Origin of the sequence: uncultured Planococcus sp. (assembly GCF_947501725.1) — a bacterium.
Taxonomy (GTDB): domain Bacteria; phylum Bacillota; class Bacilli; order Bacillales_A; family Planococcaceae; genus Planococcus; species Planococcus donghaensis_C.
Map to the genome: position 1 here is coordinate 1 of NZ_CANMXD010000022.1, position 15,765 is coordinate 15,765.

Annotated in this window: 14 protein-coding genes, 1 tRNA gene, 1 other RNA gene and 1 other annotated feature; of the genes, 3 read left to right on the plus strand and 13 right to left on the minus strand. The window is 46.2% G+C overall.

The genetic code is table 11. The features are described 5' to 3' along the window. Positions 1–408: 408 nt before the first annotated feature. The 4 genes from recR to ffs all read right to left on the minus strand — a co-directional run bounded on the left by recR (position 409) and on the right by ffs (position 3,533). Positions 409–1,008 (minus strand): recombination mediator RecR, encoded by a 600-nt coding sequence (gene recR / locus Q0785_RS19880; RefSeq protein ID WP_215102859.1) that lies wholly within the window; start codon positions 1,006–1,008, stop codon positions 409–411. A gap of 12 nt (positions 1,009–1,020) precedes the next feature. After that, a complete protein-coding gene (locus tag Q0785_RS19885; RefSeq protein WP_298834470.1) occupies positions 1,021–1,341 on the minus strand; it encodes a YbaB/EbfC family nucleoid-associated protein in 321 nt (106 codons plus the stop codon). A 27-nt stretch (positions 1,342–1,368) separates the two neighbouring features. Continuing rightward, positions 1,369–3,102: a DNA polymerase III subunit gamma/tau gene (gene dnaX, locus Q0785_RS19890; protein WP_298834473.1), complete on the minus strand. Its 1,734-nt coding sequence runs from the start codon at positions 3,100–3,102 to the stop codon at positions 1,369–1,371. 165 nt (positions 3,103–3,267) lie between these two features. Next, an RNA gene (ffs, locus tag Q0785_RS19895) (signal recognition particle sRNA large type) lies at positions 3,268–3,533 on the minus strand. A 183-nt stretch (positions 3,534–3,716) separates the two neighbouring features. Between ffs and Q0785_RS19900 the strand changes: the two genes are divergently transcribed. Beyond that, positions 3,717–3,809: transfer RNA gene (locus Q0785_RS19900), tRNA-Ser, on the plus strand. A 203-nt stretch (positions 3,810–4,012) separates the two neighbouring features. Here the strand turns inward: Q0785_RS19900 and Q0785_RS19905 are convergent. The 3 genes from Q0785_RS19905 to Q0785_RS19915 all read right to left on the minus strand — a co-directional run bounded on the left by Q0785_RS19905 (position 4,013) and on the right by Q0785_RS19915 (position 6,272). Next, positions 4,013–4,681, minus strand: coding sequence for a deoxynucleoside kinase (locus Q0785_RS19905; RefSeq protein ID WP_223643601.1), 669 nt, complete (start codon positions 4,679–4,681; stop codon positions 4,013–4,015). After that, positions 4,678–5,316: a deoxynucleoside kinase gene (locus Q0785_RS19910; protein ID WP_223643599.1), complete on the minus strand. Its 639-nt coding sequence runs from the start codon at positions 5,314–5,316 to the stop codon at positions 4,678–4,680. Before Q0785_RS19910 ends, Q0785_RS19905 begins: the two co-directional genes overlap by 4 nt. A gap of 95 nt (positions 5,317–5,411) precedes the next feature. Further along, positions 5,412–6,272, minus strand: a complete 861-nt coding sequence (locus tag Q0785_RS19915) for a YitT family protein (protein WP_298834477.1) — start codon at positions 6,270–6,272, stop codon at positions 5,412–5,414. Between the two features lie 126 nt (positions 6,273–6,398). On the opposite strand from Q0785_RS19915, the gene tadA reads away from it, so the two are divergent. Then, positions 6,399–6,890, plus strand: a complete 492-nt coding sequence (tadA, locus tag Q0785_RS19920) for a tRNA adenosine(34) deaminase TadA (RefSeq protein ID WP_298834480.1) — start codon at positions 6,399–6,401, stop codon at positions 6,888–6,890. A gap of 15 nt (positions 6,891–6,905) precedes the next feature. On the opposite strand, the gene Q0785_RS19925 is transcribed toward tadA, so the two are convergent. From Q0785_RS19925 to pdxS, 4 genes are all read right to left on the minus strand, one after another. Beyond that, positions 6,906–7,766, minus strand: a complete 861-nt coding sequence (locus Q0785_RS19925) for an alpha/beta hydrolase (protein ID WP_298834483.1) — start codon at positions 7,764–7,766, stop codon at positions 6,906–6,908. A 94-nt stretch (positions 7,767–7,860) separates the two neighbouring features. After that, positions 7,861–9,135, minus strand: a complete 1,275-nt coding sequence (gene serS, locus Q0785_RS19930; protein ID WP_298834486.1) for a serine--tRNA ligase — start codon at positions 9,133–9,135, stop codon at positions 7,861–7,863. Positions 9,136–9,201: 66 nt separating this feature from the next. After that, positions 9,202–9,408 (minus strand) — a binding site (T-box leader). Between the two features lie 32 nt (positions 9,409–9,440). Further along, a complete protein-coding gene (gene pdxT / locus Q0785_RS19935; protein ID WP_298834489.1) occupies positions 9,441–10,034 on the minus strand; it encodes a pyridoxal 5'-phosphate synthase glutaminase subunit PdxT in 594 nt (197 codons plus the stop codon). 2 nt (positions 10,035–10,036) lie between these two features. Beyond that, a complete protein-coding gene (gene pdxS / locus Q0785_RS19940; protein ID WP_223643588.1) occupies positions 10,037–10,921 on the minus strand; it encodes a pyridoxal 5'-phosphate synthase lyase subunit PdxS in 885 nt (294 codons plus the stop codon). Between the two features lie 104 nt (positions 10,922–11,025). On the opposite strand from pdxS, the gene Q0785_RS19945 reads away from it, so the two are divergent. Then, positions 11,026–12,420 carry a PLP-dependent aminotransferase family protein gene (locus Q0785_RS19945; RefSeq protein ID WP_298834492.1) on the plus strand — a complete coding sequence of 465 codons (1,395 nt, stop codon included), beginning with the start codon at positions 11,026–11,028 and terminating at the stop codon, positions 12,418–12,420. A gap of 40 nt (positions 12,421–12,460) precedes the next feature. On the opposite strand, the gene Q0785_RS19950 is transcribed toward Q0785_RS19945, so the two are convergent. After that, entirely contained in the window at positions 12,461–13,801 is a 1,341-nt protein-coding gene (locus Q0785_RS19950; protein WP_298834495.1) for a serine hydrolase, read from the minus strand. A 182-nt stretch (positions 13,802–13,983) separates the two neighbouring features. Beyond that, positions 13,984–15,447 carry an IMP dehydrogenase gene (gene guaB, locus Q0785_RS19955; RefSeq protein ID WP_298834497.1) on the minus strand — a complete coding sequence of 488 codons (1,464 nt, stop codon included), beginning with the start codon at positions 15,445–15,447 and terminating at the stop codon, positions 13,984–13,986. Positions 15,448–15,765 lie beyond the last annotated feature (318 nt).

Genomic DNA, 15,765 nt, shown 5'->3' on the forward strand with positions numbered 1-15,765 from the left:
CAGTAAGTTTTGCGCGGGCCGTTTTGCGCGGCCGTTGCTGTTTGTTGACGTTTTGCTGTTCAGTTTTCAAGGTTCAGGTTGTTTGCGTTGTTCATGTTGTTTGCGTCGTTCTTTACGACTCCTATGATACTAAAGCATATTCGCCAGACTGTCAACACTTTTGGCAAATAAAATTATATTCATAAAACATTCCTGATGGAATTCTCTTTTCCTTCTATAAAAGGAGTTTGAAAAGGAATCAAGAAAAACCGCTCTGTAAAGCCATTTCACTTGACTCCTTTTCCTTACTTATCCTTCTTCTTTTTCCTATTAGTCTGTATTACACTCCAGACTATTATATGCAAAACATAATAAATCAGAATATTTACCATTTATCAGAAGCATAGAACCCTATTCCAACCTTTGCTTCTATTTAAGCTCACGCCGGCCTTCTAATGCTTTCGATAAAGTCACTTCATCTGCATATTCCAAATCGCCGCCTACCGGAAGCCCATGGGCAATCCTTGTGGTCTTGATTCCCGAAGGCCTTACGAGGCGGGAAATATACATCGCCGTCGCTTCTCCTTCGATCGTCGGATTCGTCGCCAGAATCAGTTCTTCCACCTCTTCGTCCTGAAGACGCTTCAATAGAGAAGGAACATTTATATCTTCAGGGCCAATTCCGTCCATTGGAGAGATGGCCCCCTGCAATACATGGTACAAGCCTTTGTAATCGCGCATTTTCTCCATCGCAATTACGTCTTTCGGATCCTGGACCACACAGATCGTCGTACGGTCACGCTGTTGATCCTGGCAAATATGGCAGGGATCGACGTCCGTAATATGGCCGCACACCGAGCAGAAACTTAAATTCCGTTTTGCATCAACCAAAGCTTTAGCAAAATCAAGCACCGTGTCTTCTTTCATGCCAAGCACAAAAAATGCCAGCCGGGCCGCAGTTTTCGGCCCGATTCCTGGCAATTTCATAAAACTCTCCATTAACTTCGAAATAGGTTCTGGATAATGCATCTGGTTTTCCTCCTAGAACATGCCCGGGAGATTTAGGCCCTTCGTGAATTTCCCCATTGTGGAATTCGCATGTTCATCCGCTTTTTTAAACGCTTCGTTTGTAGCTACAACCAAAAGATCCTGCAGCATTTCAATATCTTCCGGATCAACGACTGTTGGATCCAATACGATATCCAATACTTCTTTATGGCCGGATACAGTAACTTTGACCATACCTCCGCCTGCTGCTCCCTCGAACTTCAATGTTCCAAGCTCTTCTTGGGCAACCGCCATCTCTTTTTGCATTTTTTGCATCTGCTTCATCATGCCTTGCATATTTCCTCCACCGCGCATAATTAGTTCCTCCTTAGAATTTTCATTTTAATCGTCATGAACCTCGACAAAGTCTTTTCCGAAAAGACGCTCGGCTTCTGAGATGAACGGATCTTCTTCCGCTGCAGCTCCTTCACCCGAAAACGGATTTCCTTCTTCAGCCTCTGACTGTTTTTCTTCAGTGCCTGCCTTCGATCCGTTCTTCTTAATAAAATCTTCACGGATTTTCAGCCAACTGGCGTCCGGAACAAAAACCGGCGTATAAGCCTTGCCTGCATACTGCTCCAACAATTGGCTGAAGGTTGCGGCAAACGTCTGGTTTTCGGAAGCCATCTGGCAATGAATATCATACTTGAATTTTAACACAAATGCATCCGCTGATGCCGCTACCGGCTCTGCGTCATTCAATAAAGCCGAATGCGACCGCTGCAACTGGCTCATCACTGTGGCCCAATTGGTTTTAATCGCCTGAATGTCTGGCTTGGTCGCATTTTTCAAGACTTCCTGAATGCGGCCAGTCGGTATTTTAAAGCTGCTTTGCACGCGCTGGCGTTTTTTCTGTTCAGCCGGAGCCGCCGCAGTTCCTGTGCCTGCCCCGTTCTTCACCTGCTGCTGTAATTCGCGCACCAGATTTTCCAGTTGGATGACTTTCGCCTCCAGTTCAGGAGATACTGCAGAAGCTGTGCTTTGGACCGGCACATCGGCCTGCGCCATTTTCAGCAATGCTGTTTCCATATAAATTTTTGTATGGTTTGAAAACCGCATTTCCTGTTGGGTTTTAGATAAAATGTCAATCCAGGTGTAAAGGGTCGCCGGCTCGAATCGATTGGCCAGTTCTTCAAAGCGCGGTTCATGTGTAGCCAACTCCAACATATCGTGAAGGTCTGGCGCCGTTTGGATCAATAAGAGATCCCGGAAGAAAGTGATGAAATCCTCAACCAGCCGGACAGGATCTTTGCCATCGCGCACCAATTGTTCCAATAACGTCAACGACTGTCCGATATCCTTGGCAAGCAATGCTTCCGCAATACCATAGAACATATCCTGGCTGATCGATCCTGTAACCAATAACGCATCTTCGACTGTCATTTCATCGCCGCTGAACGAGACAACCTGGTCCAACAGGCTCAATGCATCACGCATTCCGCCGGAAGCAGCCTGAGCGATTATTTTAAGCACCTGTTCGTTATAAGGGATTTGTGCATCCGTTAACACTTCCACCATGCGTGAAACGATATCCACTTGCGTATGGGATTTAAAATCAAAGCGCTGGCAGCGGGAGATGATCGTTAATGGCAGTTTATGCGGCTCTGTTGTCGCCAAAATGAAGACCACGTGTTCCGGCGGCTCTTCCAATGTTTTCAGTAAAGCGTTAAACGCACTGTTCGACAGCATATGCACTTCATCGATGATATAGATTTTGAAACGGGAATTCGCCGGTGAAAACCGGACCTTCTCAATAATTTCCCGCATCTCTTCCACGCGTGAATTGGAAGCTGCGTCAAATTCAATGACGTCGGTATTGGATCCTTCGTTGATGCTTCTGCAGGAAGCACATTCGTTGCATGGTTCCGCTGCTGGAGCCTGCTCACAGTTCAATGCTTTGGCGAATATCTTCGCTGCACTGGTTTTTCCTGTGCCTCTCGGTCCTGAGAATAAATAAGCATGCGTCGTCTTATTGTAAAGGAGAGCATTTTGAAGGGTTTGTTTGACATGCGTCTGACCTGTCATTTCAGAAAAGGACTGGGGTCTGTAAACACGGTAAAAAGCTTGATACGCCAACTCGTTCTCTCCTTTTAACTAATCTGTTTTTCGTCCTATCATTATATCATAAAAGACGGGTCTTTCTTAACGATTTCCCCGATCTCCACGTAACGATTCTGCGAAGGAAACAATAAAAAACCTGTCCGCTGCAAGAGCGGACAGGTTTGAATTTATGTATTTTTGCCGTGCACCTTTCTTCGACTGCTGCACATAAGCGTTACCCTTGTCGCTGGCTCGATCTAGGCGATCCCGCGGCACATGGAATGTTCCACTTAATGCTGCTTCCTTCCGGACCTGACATGGTTCATGGGATTCCATTGCGCAGGACCCAGATGTCAACACTACGTGCAAGAGGCAGACCTTACATGCAAACAGCCTCAGAAAGGAATTCAGTCCTGCTAAAGCGGATTGCAGGTTACAGGACACCGCTATCTTCCCACCTAGCACGGCATTTACTAGTATACGATATTAATCGATGAAAAATCAATCAAGAACCTTCCTTAAGCAATAATTTCTTTGAAATCAGCTGAATTTCAGTAATACTGGCAGGTTTTCTTCAAAAAAAATTAAAAACCATGAAAAACTGTTGACAGCCATTATTCATCCATGATAAATTAGTTCTTGTCCAATACGGAGGAATACCCAAGTTTGGCTGAAGGGATCGGTCTTGAAAACCGACAGGGGAGTCAAATCCCGCGGGGGTTCGAATCCCTCTTCCTCCTCCATTTTTTGAATTTACACGCGCATATAAATTCGAGATTGGATTCGTTACGCAAGTAACGAATTTTTCTTAAAACTTGTATGTCTGATTATTTCGATATAGATTACCGGAAGGCCTCGGCTTTCCGGTTTTTTCATGCCCATTATTCCTTATTTCCCGGGAAATAATAATAAACCCCTTGAGCAGGTGGTGCCCAAGGGGTTTATTTTATTTACGCAGGATAGAGGTTTGCTTCATAAAGCCGCCGATGCGCTCCACAATCTGTTCAGAGCAATCCGGATCGTTCATCAAGTCATAGTCGTTGATATTCAAACGCAGTACGGGACATCCATTAAAGGAATTGATCCAGCTTTCGTAGCGCTGGTGCATTTCCAGCCAGTAATCGACCGGTGTCTGCTGCTCCATTGCCCGGCCGCGTTCCTGGATGCGGGAAAGAATATCTTCAATCGAGCCTTCCAGGTAAATCAGCAAGTCTGGATGTGGGAAATACGGCGTCATGACCATCGCTTCAAACAAGTTGGTATAGGTTTCGTAATCCACATTGTTCATTGTTCCTTTATCCCAATGCATTTTGGCAAAAATACCGGTATCTTCATAAATCGAACGGTCCTGAATAAATCCACCGCCGTATTCGAACATCCGCTTCTGCTCTTTAAAACGTTCCGCCAGGAAATAAATCTGCAAGTGGAAGCTCCATTTCTCAAAATCATCATAAAATAGATCCAAGTATGGATTGGTGTCGACATTTTCAAACGATGTGCGGAATTGCAGTGCATCCGCCAACGCTTTCGTCATCGTAGATTTCCCGACCCCCACTGTGCCAGCTATGGTAATTACCGCATTTTGTGGAATGCCGTACTTTTCACGTAAATTCATAAGGTCAAACTCCTCTTTTGTAAAGTTCCATCCACCTTGTCCAGGATCAGCTGAAGGTCTCCGCCGTTTTGGACAAAATCGATTTCATCGCCGTTGAAACGCAACACGGGAATTTCCGGATGCTCACGCTCAAAACGTTCAATGAACTCATGGTAATCCGCTGCCAGCTGCTCCATGTATTCCGGGGTGATCATCTGTTCGAATTCACGCCCCCGCAATTTGATGCGCTTCATCAATGTGTCCAGGCTGGCATGCAGGTAAATAACCATATTCGGTTTCGGCATATCCACCGTCAGGATTTTGTAGATAGCTTCATACTTGGCGTATTCAGCTTCAGGCAATGTGCGTTTTGCGAAGATCAGATTTTTGAAGATATGGTAATCGGCCACGACCGGTTCCCGCTTCGAAATGAACTTTTTCTGGATATCCGCCAACTGCTTGTAGCGATTGCATAAAAAGAACATCTCTGTCTGAAAGCTCCACTCTTCTATATCTTCGTAGAATTTATTTAAAAACGGATTTTCGTCAACAATCTCTTTTAACAGCTGAAATTGATTTTGATCGGCGAGCGCTTTGGTCAGCGAAGTCTTGCCTACGCCAATCGGACCTTCTACCGTAATGAATGGCACCGGCATGGGAAGTCCTCCTTTTTCGATTCAAGTAAATTGCAATGCCATTTATTTTAACACACAGCTCTGGTTAAAAGTAGAGCGAAAAATCGACAGTTTGCTTAATGGATCGGTGCTTTAAACGTTCCGCCATGGACTTCCTGAGTCGCCATGATGGTCAAAAACGCTTTCGAATCGATATCTGATACTATTTGCTTAAGCTTCGTGATTTCCAGACGGGTGACCACAACATAAATCACGTCTTTCGGTGAATTGAGGTAGCCCCCTTTGCCGTGCAGTTTCGTGAAGCTGCGTCCAAGACGGTCGTTGATGGCTGAACCGATTTCTTCATACTCTTCCGATATGATCAGCACAGCCTTAGTGTCATCCAATCCCTGAATGACTACGTCTATGGTTTTGGAAGCAATATAATAGGTCAAAATCGAATACATCGCCTGCTCCATCCCCAATACAAACGCAGCCCATCCAAAGATGAAGACATTGAAGAACATGACAAATTCACCAACCGAAAACGGTAATTTCTTGGTCAATAAAATTCCGAGAATCTCCGTCCCATCAAGTGCTCCGCCGTTGCGGATGACAATTCCAACACCCGCTCCGAGGAGCAATCCGCCAAATACAGTAGCGAGGAGCGGATCTTCTACAAACGGTTCGATCTTATGCATGGGAATTTCAATCAGCGCTAACGCAACAATGGCAAAAATAGAAGAGATGAAAAAATTACGGCCGATATGTTTATAGCCGAAATAAAGGAACGGCAAATTGATGACGACCAGTAAAATCCCAAAAGGAATCACGGTTAAATAGTCCAATATCAAAGAAATACCGATAATCCCGCCATCGATGATCGCATTCGGAACCAGGAACAATTCAATGGCGGCTGCAGCCATGGTGGCACCGATGAAAATGAAAATAAAGCGTAGCGTAAAATGCAGCGGTTTTTCCTTTTTATGTTGTTTCACCCTTGGATCACTCCCTACTTTCTGGTTTCTCCAGTTTACGCTTTTCAGTGGTTTTTGTCTGTACGGATTTTCGCGCTCTTTTTGTGGACCGGAAAATGCTACACTAGAAACAAGGAGCGATGCATCATGAACGGAATGGAAAAAGATCATTTTTATATGGGGTTGGCAATTGAAGAAGCAGAAAAAGCGGGAGCCAAAGGAGAAGTGCCGATCGGTGCGGTCATTGTCTATGGCGACCAGGTGATAGCGCGTGCCCACAACCTGCGGGAAACGACACAAAACGCCGTCACTCACGCCGAATTGTTGGCGATCCAGGAAGCGTGTCTGCATCTTGGCAACTGGCGGCTGGAAGACACGAAGATTTACGTAACGTTAGAGCCTTGTCCAATGTGTGCAGGGGCCATTCTGCAATCCCGGATTCCTCATGTCGTCTACGGGGCACGGGATGCTAAAGCAGGCAGCGTAGATTCCCTCTATCGCTTGCTGAATGACGACCGCTTCAACCATCAATGCCAGGTAACCGAGAATGTCCTCGCTGAGGAATGCGGACAGTTGCTGACACAGTTCTTCCGAAATCTTCGGGAAATCAAAAAACAAAAGCGAAAAACCCAGTCATAGGGGTTTTTCGCTTTTTTATTCGCTGATGAACTGATCAATCAACCGGTTGACGATTTCCGGCTGTTCGTGCTGGATCCAATGGGTTGCTTCTCCGACAAACGCCAAATTGACTTCTTCGCAAAATGACATGCTCTCTTTTGCCAGCATCGGTGACAGGAACTGATCGCCCATCCCCCAAATGATTCTGACAGGCACTTTTATTTTCGTGTCAGGCACTTGCCTGAAACTGCCGCGCCGGATTGCCCGGTACCAATTGAGCATTGCCGTCAAAGCATCGGATTGGGACCAAGCCGCTTTATATTGCTCTATTTCGTGCTTTGAAAATGTGTCTGGCTTGCTGGTCTGTTCGATGCTTTGCTGCATCGTTTTGAATTCTCTCATTCCCAGCGCCTTCTCAGGCAGATTAGGCAATTGAAAAAATGCGATATAAGAGCTCTTCATCCACTGCAGTGGATTTTTTTTTAGGACCCGCGGCATGGCTTTAGGATGTGGGATATTCAAGACAATCAGTTTTTCTACATACTCTGGTCGTGTCGCCGCCAAATGCCAAGCTACCGCCCCTCCCCAGTCATGTCCGATGACGATGGCCCTCTTTTTATGGAAATGCTCAATGATGCCGATAACGTCGTCCCTCAGGTGGTCCACCGTATAATTGTCGATTCCCTCAGGTTTATCGCTTAAATTATAGCCGCGCTGGTCAGGTGCCACTACCCGGTAGCCTTTTTCCGCCAAGGGCTGAATTTGATTTTTCCAGCCAAACCAGAATTCCGGAAAGCCATGCAGCAAAACGACTAAAGGTCCATCCTCAGGTCCGGCCACGGCAAGATGAAGATTGATGCCGTTCGTCTCCAAGAATTGAAAACTTAAGTTTGTCATTTAACTAACTCCTTTCACAAATCCTCTTTATCTACTCCTTACCCCTTTCTCCAAATAAAAAGACTCAAAAGCAATGTGCTTTTGAGCCTTTCTATCAATTGATTGTCTTTTTGCCGCCCATATAAGGCTGCAGTACTTCAGGAATCTTGATTGAACCGTCTTCCTGCTGACAGTTTTCAAGCAACGCCGCCACGGTTCGGCCGATTGCCAAGCCGCTGCCGTTTAACGTGTGGACGAATTCAGGTTTGCCGGTTGCTTCCCGGCGGAATTTAATATTTGCACGTCTTGCCTGGAAGTCTTCAAAATTACTGCAAGAAGAAATTTCCCGGTACGTCTCCTGGCTAGGAATCCACACTTCGATATCGTATTTCTTCGCTGCTGTAAAGCCAAGATCTGCTGTACACATTTTCAATACGCGGTATGGCAACCCCAAAAGCTGAAGGACTTTTTCAGCATGGCCCGTCAGTTTCTCCAGTTCATCATAAGAATCCTCAGGCTTCACAAAGCGCACCAGTTCGACTTTGTTGAATTGATGCTGTCTGATTAACCCACGCGTGTCGCGTCCCGCAGAACCCGCTTCAGAGCGGAAATTTGAACTGTAAGAAGCAAAGGCTTGCGGCATCATATCGGCTGTCAGAATTTCATCCCGGTAAAAGTTCGTAACCGGCACTTCAGAAGTCGGAATGAGGAAATAATCCTCTTTTTCAATCAGGAAAGCATCTTCTTCAAATTTCGGCAATTGGCCTGTTCCCGTCAAGCTTTCGCGGTTGACCATATACGGTGGCAGCATCTCTTCATAGCCATGCTCTTCCTGGTGAAGGTCCATCATGAAGTTGATCAATGCGCGCTCAAGGCGAGCCCCAAGTCCCCGGTAAAAGACAAAGCGGCTTCCTGTCACTTTGGCTGCACGCTCAAAATCGATGATGTTCAAATCAGTCCCCAGATCCCAATGCGGTTTTACGTCAAATCCGAATTCAGGTTTGTCGCCCCACGTACGGATTTCTTCGTTATCGTCTTCAGAATCGCCGAACGGAACGCTGTCATGCGGAATGTTCGGTACACGCATCATGATATAGTTCAGGCATTCCTCCACTTCCCGCAATTCTTCGTCAATGGCTTTGATCTTGTCGCCGACTTCACGCATTTTCGCAATGGCGTCGTCTGCATTTTCTTTCGCCCGCTTCATCGCAGCGATATTTTGAGACGCCTCGTTGCGTTCCGCCTTCAATGTTTCAGTCTGCGCAATCAATTCGCGCCGTTTTACATCCAATCCTTCAAAATCATCCAGCACAGAAATATCTTCTCCGCGTTTCGCCAATTTGGCTTTTACTTCTTCAAAATTCGCACGTACAAAACGAATATCCAACATAGTGTTTCCTCCTCCAAATTTTTAATCACATAAAAAAAGACAACAAAAATAGCCCCCATCCCTTGGTAAAGGGACGAGAGCTACCCGCGTTGCCACCCTGATTGATCGGCACATGCCAATCCTCTTCATCACATAACGGCATTAAAACCGGCAATGGCTTCTTTCGCCATGCAACTCCGGGGTGGATTCAAACGCGTTTTTCACCGGTTCGCACCAACCACCGGCTCTCTTTGTAAAAACAATCGCTTTACTACTTCCCATCAACGTTTCGTCTTTGAAATTAATCATACTTTACTATATATTGATTAATTTGGCAAGAGAAGGCCTGATTTGCTGGGAATCATACTTAAAAAATATGCTGTAACGCGATGGTCTTCGGTCAATTCCGGATGGAACGAACAGCCTAGAAACTGACCGTTTTTCGCCATCACGATTTTCCCATCATGGACACATAGCACTTCAGTGGAAGGTCCGGCGCTAACAATGTGCGGAGCGCGGATAAAGACTGCTTCAAAAGCTCCTTCGATCCCATTGATTTCAAGTGGCACTTCAAAGCTGTCCACTTGCCGGCCAAACGAATTCCGTTCAACTGCCACGTCCATAACACCAAGGTGCGGCTGGTCTTCCCCGACCACTGTTTCTGCTAACAAGATCAACCCTGCGCAGGTACCGAACATCGGTTTTCCTGTTTCAGCGAATTGCCGTAATGGTTCCATCATGTTATAGCGATCGATCAAGCGCCGCATGGCCGTACTTTCACCGCCCGGCAAAATCAAAGCATCCAATGATTCAAGATCTTTCGGCCATTTCACAGAAACCGCTTCTGCTCCACATGCTTCAATCGACTGGAGATGCTCCCGGACAGCTCCCTGCAAAGCGAGGACTCCAACTCGTTTCATCTTTACCAGCCCCGCTCCTGCATGCGTTCGCCTGCAGCAATTGTTGAGATCTCAATGCCTTTCATGGCGATGCCCAAGTCTTTTGACAGCTCTGCAATCAATTTATAATCCTGGTAATGGGTAGTCGCCTCGACAATGGCACGCGCAAACCGCTCGGGATTATCGGATTTGAAGATACCGGATCCAACAAAGACCCCGTCTGCTCCGAGTTCCATCATCAATGCCGCATCCGCCGGTGTCGCCACTCCGCCAGCCGCAAAATTGACCACCGGCAAGCGCCCTAGGCTCTTCACTTCTTTCAGAAATTCGTAGGAAGCACCCAAGTTGCGCGCTTCTGTCATCAATTCATCTTCACTCATGGCAATCACTTTCCGCACTTCCGCATTCACCTGGCGCAAATGGCGGACCGCTTCAACAATATTGCCGGTACCCGGTTCGCCTTTCGTGCGCAGCATGGAAGCTCCTTCACCGATTCGGCGCGCTGCTTCGCCCAGGTTCCGGCAGCCGCAGACAAACGGCACGGTGTATTGGTTTTTCAATAAATGAAACTCTTCATCTGCAGGCGTCAATACTTCACTTTCATCAATATAATCGACACCCATCGCTTCCAGGATGCGCGCTTCCACGATGTGGCCAATGCGTGCTTTCGCCATGACCGGAATCGATACGGCTTTCATCACTTCTTCTGTAATGCGCGGATCTGCCATACGCGCGACTCCGCCGTCTCTGCGGATATCGGACGGGACTCTTTCCAGCGCCATTACAGCGGTAGCTCCTGCAGCTTCAGCGATACGTGCCTGTTCCGCATTGACCACATCCATGATCACCCCACCTTTTTGCATTTCAGCCATTCCTCTTTTTACGCGATCTGTTCCATGTTGACTCATTTACTAATTCCCCCTATTTGTTGATAAATTCAGTATAATAGAGATTGACCATATAAAAAGACTCAGTTTCATTCATTTTAATAAGGTCAGTTGGAGGAAAATAAATGGACATGCTCATGTTTCAGCTTCAAAAGCAGTCACCGATTCCGCTATATAAGCAACTTTACAGAGAAATAAAAAAAGCCATCATTGATGGCACCATAGATGTCGACACCAAATTGCCAAGCAAACGGAAATTAGCGGATTTTCTGCAAATCAGTCAAACGACCGTCGAACTTGCCTACTCTCAACTTGTAGCTGAAGGGTTTATCGAATCACGTCCCCGCAAAGGATTTTATGCACAGCCTGTCGAAGAGCTCGCTTATTTAGATGTTCCTCACGACGAGCCGGTCATCAAAGAAACTACTTCCTACAGAGTGGATTTCAACTCCGGCAGCATCGATACCCGCTCTTTTCCATTTGCCACATGGCGCAAACTGGCACGCGACATCCTGGATGAATCCAACCATGAATTATTACTATCCGGCCATTCTCAAGGGGATGATGCGCTGCGTCAGGAAATTGCCCGCTATCTGTATCAGTCCCGAGGGGTAATCTGTGATGTAGAACAGATCGTCATCGGTTCGGGTACGGAACAGCTCCTGCCGCTATTGATTCGCCTGCTTGATAAAAAGCTTGTGTACGGCTATGAGAATCCTGGATATGCGCTGACCCATAGTATATTCAGCCATCATGAGCGACAGTCGGTCCCCATTGAACTGGACCAGGATGGCATCAATATCGGTGAATTGGAAGCCTCCAATGTTGATGTCGCCTATGTTACCCCTTCCCATCAGTTTCCATCCGGCTCTGTTCTAAGTGCCACCAAACGGGCGCAGCTGCTCAATTGGGCCGCAGCCAAGCCGGAACGCTACATTATCGAAGACGATTACGACAGTGAATTCCGCTACACCAGCCGGCCGATACCCGCTTTGCAGAGCATGGACCTAAGCGACCGGGTCATCTACATCAGTACTTTTTCAAAATCGCTTATGCCCTCTCTGCGCATCGCTTATATGGTTCTTCCCAAACGGCTGCTACGGGCATACCAGCAGACCTTTCTTCATTATTCTTCATCCGTGCCAAGGCACGATCAACAGCTGGTCGCCGAATTCATGAAAGAGGGCCATTTCGCGCGCCACCTCAATCGCATGCGCAAGCTATACCAGAAGAAAATCAAACAGTTGAGCACGTCTCTGGCTTTATTCGCTCCGGTGGTTGCAGTTTCCGGTGAACAGGCAGGAATGCACATCGTGCTCACCATCCAAACCCCGTTGAGCGAAGAAGAGCTGGTAGAACGTGCTAAAAATGCCGGTATCCGTGTCACTGGCCTGCAGTCCTTCGACGTTCATAAAAGAGCCGGTACACATCCTAAAATCGTTCTTGGATTCGGCGGCCTGTCGCAAGAAGAAATCCACTCCGGCGTTCTTGACCTGATGTCATGCTGGGAAATTCGGTAGAAAAAGCCGTTCATCATTTTCAGATGAACGGCTTTTCCCATTAAAATAAACCTTTTACAAAACTACCGGCATCATCCCATAAAGAAGATAGGAATCCCCCTGCAGTGCGCATCGACAAGGACACCCAGCCAGCACGCTCTACAGCTTCAGTAGTCACGACTTCAACGTCGTTTTCACTTCCGCTTAAATAGCCATATTCCGTGCCATCCGCTTTTGTCAGCTCGAGCGTTCCCACCGCTAAATCCTTTTCTACTCCTGCTTCAAGCCTGCTGTCTTGGACAACCGTATCATCCAACAGCAATTCCGGCTGATACAATTCTTTATCCGCAGTCCGGATCATCATGGAAACAGGCTCTTTCACTGCAATCGCCACTTCTTCTTCCACGCCCTTTTCAACAGCCAGCGTTTCCTGTCCTTCAAACTGATAGCCTGCGGGAATGATTTCCTCTGTCGTGAACTGGCCAAAACCAAAATCAAACAATGCACGCGTCGCTTCAAAACGGGCTTTATAAGAACCGGCACCTTCGTTGTCCACTGCACCCATGACTACAGCGATAAAGCGGGTATTGTCACGTTTTGCGGTTCCTGCAAACGAATAACCAGCAAAATCCGTGCTGCCGGTTTTCAATCCATCTACACCCTCATACTCATAAATCAAACCAGGCAGCATCGAATTCCAGTTTTCCATCCGTGTTTCATCGGCAGTTCCTTCACGAAAATTCATCACCGGAATTTTTGTCGTTTCCAACACTTCCGGATAATCATCCAACAAGATTTTTGTCAGCTTCGCAACTGAACGCGCCGGCATGATATTTTCATCTTCCTCTTTCGTTCCTTCGGGATGCATCCCCATCAAGCTTGAATTGCTGAGTCCGGTTGAATTGACGAAAACCGTCTCTTCCAAGCCCATTTCTTCAGCTTTTTCATTCATCAGACGGACAAACTCACTTTCCGTTCCTGCAATCGTCTCGGCTATCCCGATGGTTGCCGCATTGGCTGAGAAAATGGCCATTGCTTCATACATTTCTTTGATGGTATAAGCTCCATCTTCACGAAACGGTACATTGCTCAAACGCATGTCCTGAGAAATTTGATAGGCGTAATCCGTCACTTGATATTCCTGATCCCAAGTAACCTTGCCTTCTTCTATCGCCTCGAACAATAGATATTCTGTCATCATCTTCGTCATACTGGCAACCCCTAGAGGCGTCCCGGCATTTTTTTCATAGAGAATTTTACCACTTTCAGCATCCACCAAAATAGCGGCTTCCGCCATTATATTTAATGTTTCTTCCGCTTGGACCTGCTTCGGAACAAATATAGTCAAAGTCAATGCAGCCAATAATGCTGTCAGTAATGTATTGTTGAAAACCTTTTTCACTTGTTGAATACCTCCGTCTATAAGATTCCACATGCTATTTTATCATATTTTTCAGACGCAAAAGTGGAAACATGAAAAAAGCACCTTTTCCGTCATTTGAATGATGGAAAAGGTGCTAAGATAAATTCCGCATACAACAGTGAATGAAGACCGAGTAAATCTTCGCTCTGTGTAGTTTTTTATTAAATTGAGTAGTTAGGAGACTCTTTCGTGATTTGGACATCATGTGGATGGCTTTCGCGCAAACCTGCACCCGTCATACGGATAAACTGTGCTTCATCACGCAAAGTCTGCAAATCTTTTGTTCCACAGTAGCCCATTCCTGCACGAATACCGCCAAGCAATTGGTGGATCGTATCAGAAAGCTGTCCTTTATATGGCATGCGGCCTTCAATGCCTTCCGGAACCAATTTTTTCGCATCATCCTGGAAGTAACGGTCTTTTGAACCTTTTTCCATAGAAGCGATTGATCCCATGCCACGGTATGTTTTAAATTGACGGCCCTGGAAGATTTCAGTGTCTCCTGGGCTTTCAGTTGTACCGGCCAGCAGGCTTCCAAGCATAACTACATGTCCGCCAGCTGCCAACGCTTTGATGATATCTCCAGAATACTTGATTCCGCCATCAGCGATAATCGCTTTACCGAACTTGCGTGCTTCTGTTGCGCAATCATAAACAGCCGTGATTTGTGGAACACCGACACCTGCTACAACACGAGTTGTACAGATCGAGCCCGGTCCAATTCCGACTTTGACGACATCTGCTCCGGCTTCGATTAATGCTCTTGTTCCTGTAGCAGTTGCCACATTTCCTGCAATGATCGCCAATTCCGGGTACTCGGTGCGAATCTGTTTAACCATTCCCAAAACGCCTTCAGAATGGCCATGAGCCGTGTCCAATACAATGACATCGACTGAAGCCTTGACCAATTGCTCAACGCGCTTCATTGTATCTGAAGTGACGCCTACAGCAGCTCCTACAAGTAAACGGCCATGCTGGTCTTTGGCTGCATTCGGGAATTCAATTACCTTCTCAATATCTTTGATGGTAATTAATCCTTTGAGAAGACCCTTATTATCCACAATCGGCAATTTTTCAATTTTGTATTGCTGCAGGATCTTTTCTGCATCTTCCAAAGTAGTCCCTACAGGCGCAGTGACTAACTTCTCTTTAGTCATCACATCGTTGATGATCAAAGAATAATCCTGGATAAAGCGTAGATCGCGGTTTGTAATGATTCCGACAAGTGTAAGGTCATCTTCCCCCTTAACAATCGGTACACCGGAAATGCGGTATTTGCCCATCAAATGCTCAGCATCATAAACCTGGTGTTCAGGAGTTAAAAAGAAGGGATCCGTAATGACGCCATTCTCAGAACGCTTTACAGTCACTACCTGTTCAGCCTGCTCCTCGATGCTCATGTTTTTATGAATAACCCCTAATCCGCCTTGGCGAGCCATAGCAATAGCCATCTTAGCTTCCGTTACTGTGTCCATGCCTGCACTGATCACTGGAATTTTCAACTTAAGGGTTGGTGTCAATTCAACTGCTAAATCAATATCTTTCGGTAAAACTTCCGAGTGAGCTGGTACAAGCAATACATCATCAAACGTTAAGCCTTCTTTAACAAATTTCGATTCCCACATAAGTAGACGCGCCTCCTGCTTCCTTTTAAATATTATTGTTAAGGTTATCAGCGTGGATATGGCGTGTCAAGAAACTGCTAAAAGAAAAATTATTTAGAATAATTAATCAATGTTATTTTAAGCCATTTAAGTCTGCTAATAGGTCTGTTTCATTAGAGAAATTTACTAGTGAGCTTTCGCTGTCAACGGCATATGCCAAGTCGAAATATAGACCTACTTTATGATTTCATAATTCGCTCTCTTTTTCTCCAAACAAAAAAGCCATTACCGGAATCGGTAACGACTTCTTTCAACTGCCCAGCGACGTCTTACTCTCAC

What these genes read in the sequence shown, in the direction of transcription:
- pdxT (WP_298834489.1), bottom strand. Translation starts at nt 10,034, where the DNA reads ATGAAACGAGTTGGAGTCCTCGCTTTGCAGGGAGCTGTCCGGGAGCAT.
- recR (WP_215102859.1), bottom strand. Translation starts at nt 1,008, where the DNA reads ATGCATTATCCAGAACCTATTTCGAAGTTAATGGAGAGTTTTATGAAA.
- pdxS (WP_223643588.1), bottom strand. Translation starts at nt 10,921, where the DNA reads ATGAGTCAACATGGAACAGATCGCGTAAAAAGAGGAATGGCTGAAATG.
- tadA (WP_298834480.1), top strand. Translation starts at nt 6,399, where the DNA reads ATGAACGGAATGGAAAAAGATCATTTTTATATGGGGTTGGCAATTGAA.
- Q0785_RS19925 (WP_298834483.1), bottom strand. Translation starts at nt 7,766, where the DNA reads ATGACAAACTTAAGTTTTCAATTCTTGGAGACGAACGGCATCAATCTT.
- serS (WP_298834486.1), bottom strand. Translation starts at nt 9,135, where the DNA reads ATGTTGGATATTCGTTTTGTACGTGCGAATTTTGAAGAAGTAAAAGCC.
- Q0785_RS19885 (WP_298834470.1), bottom strand. Translation starts at nt 1,341, where the DNA reads ATGCGCGGTGGAGGAAATATGCAAGGCATGATGAAGCAGATGCAAAAA.
- Q0785_RS19910 (WP_223643599.1), bottom strand. Translation starts at nt 5,316, where the DNA reads ATGCCGGTGCCATTCATTACGGTAGAAGGTCCGATTGGCGTAGGCAAG.
- Q0785_RS19905 (WP_223643601.1), bottom strand. Translation starts at nt 4,681, where the DNA reads ATGAATTTACGTGAAAAGTACGGCATTCCACAAAATGCGGTAATTACC.
- guaB (WP_298834497.1), bottom strand. Translation starts at nt 15,447, where the DNA reads ATGTGGGAATCGAAATTTGTTAAAGAAGGCTTAACGTTTGATGATGTA.
- Q0785_RS19945 (WP_298834492.1), top strand. Translation starts at nt 11,026, where the DNA reads ATGGACATGCTCATGTTTCAGCTTCAAAAGCAGTCACCGATTCCGCTA.